Origin of the sequence: Streptococcus sp. 53, from assembly GCF_013276565.1 — a bacterium.
Classification (GTDB): Bacteria; Bacillota; Bacilli; order Lactobacillales; family Streptococcaceae; genus Streptococcus.
The window spans coordinates 1-5516 of the sequence record NZ_VMLG01000047.1 but is presented as its reverse complement, the minus strand read 5'-3'; the positions used below and the strand labels follow the sequence as shown (position 1 = coordinate 5516).

The window sequence follows — 5516 nt, the reverse complement described above, 5'->3', positions numbered from 1 at the left end:
CTGACTTCGTCAGTTCTATCTGCAACCTCAAAGCAGTGCTTTGAGCAACCTACGGCTAGCTTCCTAGTTTGCTATTTGATTTTCATTGAGTATAGGTTGAAATGATTGATTTTGTATGATTCTATGATTATGAAGCGAATGTTTCTAAGTCCTGTTAGACAAAAAAATCTACTTGTAAAAAATTTTAAGGAGATAAATTTGAAAAATATAATCTTTTGCACGTCCCCATTTCAAGTTTTAGTCGCAAAAGAAGTCGTTCAGACTGTTTCAGAAGATTTTATTGGGATTTATCTAAAGATGTCAGATGATCAGAGACAGACTTACTATGCTGAACGGATGAAGGAATTTTGTAAGGAAGTCATTGTTTTAGAAGGAAAAACTGTTTTAGACGATATGCGGGAAGCTTTAAAAGGGAAGTCTGTCAGTAATATCTATTTAGCGAGCTTAGATAATCCTGTAGCGCTTAATCTATTTAATCCCAGTACGATGAATTTGTATAGCTTTGATGATGGTAGTACTTCAATTGTGCCGCTTAATTTCTATACACAAGGTCTTGACAGGACGATTCAAGCTACACATTTTACTATGAGGGAGGTCCTGTCATTTTCAACTAGACATTATACGGTATTTGAGGATTGCATTCTCTTTCCAAAAGAGAAACAGGTCTTTTTAAAGCTTGATATTAAACCAATTGATTTTCATAGAGCTAAGAATGGTAAAAAAATAAGTGTTTTTTTGGGGCAATTTTTAGCCTCTCTCCCTTATCAGGAATCTTTTGAAATCACTAGACAATTGACTTCAAAAATTTTAGATGAAAAGAAGATTGATTACTACTATCCTCACCCTAGAATTCCTTTGAATGTCTCACCAGATAAATTCAAAGAAACTAGGTTCTGTTTTGAAGAAGAAATTTATCTTTTGCTAGAGGAATATGAGTTCGTTGAGGTTCATAGTTTTTATTCGACAGCACTTTTATTGATAAAAGATATAGAAGGAGTATCGGTTCATGGTTATCGTACTTTTTTAACAACTCATGAATCAGATGTTTTTGCAAAATTGGGTGTACCCTATCAAAATGTATCTCAATCAGGTACACAGGTTGATATTGTTATGCCTACGTACAATAATGAAGAGACTATTCAACTCTCAATTGAATCTGTTTTAAATCAGACTCATGAAAATTTCAATTTAATTATCGTTGATGATGGTTCTACAGATAGAACAGAAGAAATTTGTAAATCCTATCATTGGGAGCCAAGAATCAAATATTTCAAAAAAGAACACGGTGGAATTTCAAAAGCTTTGAATTTTGGAATTTCTAAAAGCGATAGTATGTATATAGCTAGACAGGATGCTGATGATTTGTGGGCTCCATGGCATTTAGGCTTACTATTATATAGACTAGAAAAAGAAAGTCATTTAGATATTATTGGAGCTAAAGTGATTGCTGAAGAGGATAAACTATCTGATAAGCTTATATACAACAAATTTAATGAATTATCAGGAGAGTTGTTATGGTTATACCTTGCTTATCGAAATATATTTAACCATTCAACTGTCATTTTTAAGCGTTCTGCATATGATGAAGCAGGAGGTTATCATTCTGACTTTGATGGAATGGAAGATTGGCACTTATGGGCGAGATTGGTCACAAAGGATAATGCTCTCATTCTCAATACTGTTACAACCTATTATCGCTTATCAAATCAGCATAGACGAGAAATGGCTTTTAGATCACGATTGGCTAAAAGTCGAGGGCTGTCGTTAGAGGAGGTATTGAAACATGACTAAAGTGTTTACTATAAAGGAACATCTTCCTATCAATATCTATGGCTTTGAAAGAAGTCAATTGGCACGTCAAGAAATTTTTAAAAGTCTGCAAGTAGAGCAAGAAATTGTTTTAACAAATTTGGGGCATTTTGTAGCGAATTTTGTAGAAACATTGGAAAAGCTTGGCTTTGAAAACTTCTATCATGTTATTTTTGATCAGTCAGACCTGGCTAGACAAAAACCGAGTGTCCCAAAAGAATTTGTGCAAGACCTAAGCAATGTTACCGACGTAGAGTATACAAATAAAGGATATGTAGGTTTGGTCCACTATGAAAATGGCGATATTGAATGTTATACTTCTCAATTGCTTTATCGCTTCCATTGTCAAGAAGAACAATTTACCCTTTATGATAGTAAAGGAGAGCTACTAAAGGGAGATGTAGCTGGAAATTACCATTCTTATCAAAACCTAAGAAGTGGAGAAACCTATACGCAATGGCAATTAGTTAGTCTTTATTTAGCTAATCATTCTACGATAGATGATCGATTTATCATTGATATGGTAAATGAATATCCTCTTCAATTGAGAAAATTTTTCCAAAATACAGGCCGGAAATTATTTGCTTACACCCATTACAATATTTTAGACCCTATGATGAAGTTTGTCTTACAAGGCTGGTGTCAGAATATCGTTGCAAGTCCTGTTTTAGAGCAGATGATAGGGAAAGATAAGGTTCGCTTTTTACCTCCAATGTTTGTGGATGAAGTTTTGGAAAAAGAATATGCAACAGTTACCGATTGGTGTATCGTTGGTAATATGACCATGGTGAAACGTTGTGCATGGGCTATCGAGGCCTTTAGACAAGTTCCTGATAGTCAGCTAACGATTTATGGAAACCTACCTAAAGGTTATAGACAGGAAGACTTACCGCTGAATGTCCATTATGCAGGTTTTCTAGAAGAAGTTCCTTATGAGAAACACCGAGGCTATCTATCGTGTTCTATGAGTGAATGTTTTGCTAATTCGGCTGTGGAAGCATCTGCCAAGGGCTTGGTCTGTCTCTTGTCGGACACAGATTTAGCTCACAGATACTACAAGAATCAATCTAAAGTTGTCACAACATTTGGTGACATTGGAGAGTTAATCTTGTGGTTAAATGCTTATCAAAAAGAAGGCCGTTATGCATCGGCAACCTTTGCTAAAGACTATCAAAAGAGGGAAACTTTGGAGTTATATAAGTTTACATTATCTCTGTAAAATGCTATAATAGATGATAATACATCAATTTAATATATATATATATATATTAAATCGTCGAAAAACAATGAATTTTTTGGAGAATAGTATTTTATGTTTCATAATAAACAAGAAAAATTTTCCCTTCGTAAGTATAAAGATGGACGTACAGATTCTAAACTTATTGGGGCAACAATTTTAGCGACAGGTGTGGCTTTATCTGTTGGTGCAAGTCCAGTATTTGCAGCTGTTTTATCAAATGGTACAGACACAGCAACAGTAGTGAGTGATACTTCAAAAGTAGCTTCTACATCAGCTACAACATTCACAGATGATAAAAATTCTAAAACTGTAATAGTGGATGCAGTATTAGGAAAAGATGTAGCTGAACCAACAAAAGCGAATCAAAACACAGGTGATGTGGACGGTAATGATACAGTAAACTTCAAAACAGAAGCAACGGTCAACTACAAACTTGAGTCTGACAAATCATTACTAAAAACAGAAACAGTAGAAGGTGAAAAAGGTACAGTAACAACTCCTTATGATAAAAAAGGGATTGCTTATGATACTGATGGTAAAGACTATCGTGAATCAACTGTAGCCAAAACAGGAGCTGAGGTAACAGCTGAAACGGGTAAAAAAGATACAGTAGAAGCAAATAACAAGGTTTATGAATACGTTCGTTCTGAAGTAGAGGGTGCTGATAAAGCAACTTATGAAAAAACAAGCTTCAACAATATCGAAGCAAGAGTATCTCCAGAAGGAATGCACAATAAACTAGGGGAAATCGATTATACAAAAACAACAGGTAAAGTTTATCTAGTTGAAGAAATAGCTGATGGACAATACGGAAAATTTGTAGAAGCTAATGGTGTAACTAGCGATGAAGATGCCGTTACAAAATGGAAAGCTGGCCAAGCTGATGCCAAAGATTTCAGGAAAGAAAATGTAACCCTTCAAGAAGGTGATACAGTCCTTGTAATGGATAAAGACACGTATGCGGTGGGTGATAATAAGAAAGTAACAACTACTAAAAAATATCATTCGCCATCGTTTGAAGTTGAGAATCTAACATATGCTCTAACCAAATTTGAGGCGAGTACATACTTGCTTGATGAGAAAGAGAATGTATCAAGTGAATTCTATAGAGCAGGTGCTGATGGGGTATTTGGAACCGCGGATGATGAAAAAGTGGGCGGAATAGATAGGCTTTATAAACTGAATGATTCCGAAGGAGATAATATAGAATACGGCCAAGACTACTTCAAAGGAAAAAAGAAAGGTGATTCAGAATTAAAAAATGCTAGGCCAGCTGACATTTTAAAGAATGATTATCACTTTTATTACGAATTGCTGAAATATGCCGAAGAAAAAGCTAGAGATTTTGGAGATGAAGCAGGTTTAGCGAAGGTAATAGCTGCTAAAGAAGGATTAGATAATTTTATTGAAGAGAAAAGTAAAAATATCGATATAGGTTATATAAAAAAGGGGGACAATAGTGTTGAATATGGTTATAATTTAGGAAATAGTTTTTTTGATAATGATCCAGAAAGGAAGTCTTATAAGAAGGATATTGAAAATATAATCGGAGACTTCACAATTAAAAAAGAGAATACGACTAAAGAAGTAGATGGTATTATTGAAAAAACCAGAATAAGTACAAGAGTGTTCACATTTTTAACTTCTGACTCATCGGATAATGGTAGTGCAGAATATTTTAATAACGAAGAAATTAAACTTCAATACGTAGCAATTGTCACAAAAGAAAATATGACGGGAGAGCTTATTGAAACACTTGTAAGAAACCAAGAATTTAATGAATTAACTAAAAAAGGAACTGTAACAGTTGAAGAAGATGGAACAGTTACAGTAGTATCACCTGAAGAATCTGTGGAAGTTAAGGTGTATAAAGGTAATACAGATGAGGAAATAAAAGGGACAAACGAACGTTACACTATAACTGATAATGATGATATTAACTTCTTTAGTACTAAAGACATAACAACTCATAATGAAACAACCTACACTACAAAAGAAGTGATGACTCCGATTCGTGCTTATAAAGTAATGAGTGAAGCAAAACCAGTCGTAACTCATTATTATAGGGAAAAAATCACAAAAGAAGAAGCTGGAGAAGTAACAGCTTCTAAACAAGGTAGCGTAGTTATCAAGTATGTAACAGCTGATGGAAAACAATTAAAATCAGAAATTGATAAAGAGAATGTAACGCTAGAAACAAAAACGATTGTAAGTCTGTACTCAGGTGAAACAAAAGTTGGTGAACGTACAGATGTTGCAACTGTAGAACAAAACTATGACACAACAGATAAACAATATCCGACGCTAGTAGATGCTGAAACGGGATATACATATGAGTATGTAGGTCTAAAACAAGGATCACCAGCAGCTAGTGGAAAAGTAGTAGAAGGAACAACAGAAGTTGTTTACGAATAGGGTTAGGACAAAACCCAGTCTGGAATCCATGGCTTTTTGGATTTCGTTAAAA

General features: G+C 34.5%; 3 protein-coding genes. All 3 read left to right on the top strand.

The genetic code is table 11. From position 1 onward, the window contains the following. The first annotated feature begins 198 nt into the window (after nt 1-198). The 3 genes from HT722_RS10105 (at nt 199) to HT722_RS10095 (ending at nt 5464) form a co-directional block, all read left to right on the top strand. Complete coding sequence (locus tag HT722_RS10105; RefSeq protein WP_173224943.1) at nt 199-1791, top strand: glycosyltransferase family 52; 1593 nt, start codon at nt 199-201, stop codon at nt 1789-1791. Next, the gene (locus tag HT722_RS10100; RefSeq protein WP_173278849.1) at nt 1784-3028 is read left to right on the top strand and encodes a glycosyltransferase; all 1245 of its coding nucleotides are present in this window, start codon (nt 1784-1786) and stop codon (nt 3026-3028) included. Before HT722_RS10105 ends, HT722_RS10100 begins: the two co-directional genes overlap by 8 nt. Before the next feature lie 93 nt (nt 3029-3121). Then, on the top strand, nt 3122-5464 hold the full coding sequence (locus tag HT722_RS10095) for a hypothetical protein (protein WP_173278848.1): 2343 nt from the start codon (nt 3122-3124) through the stop codon (nt 5462-5464). Nucleotides 5465-5516: the final 52 nt, after the last annotated feature.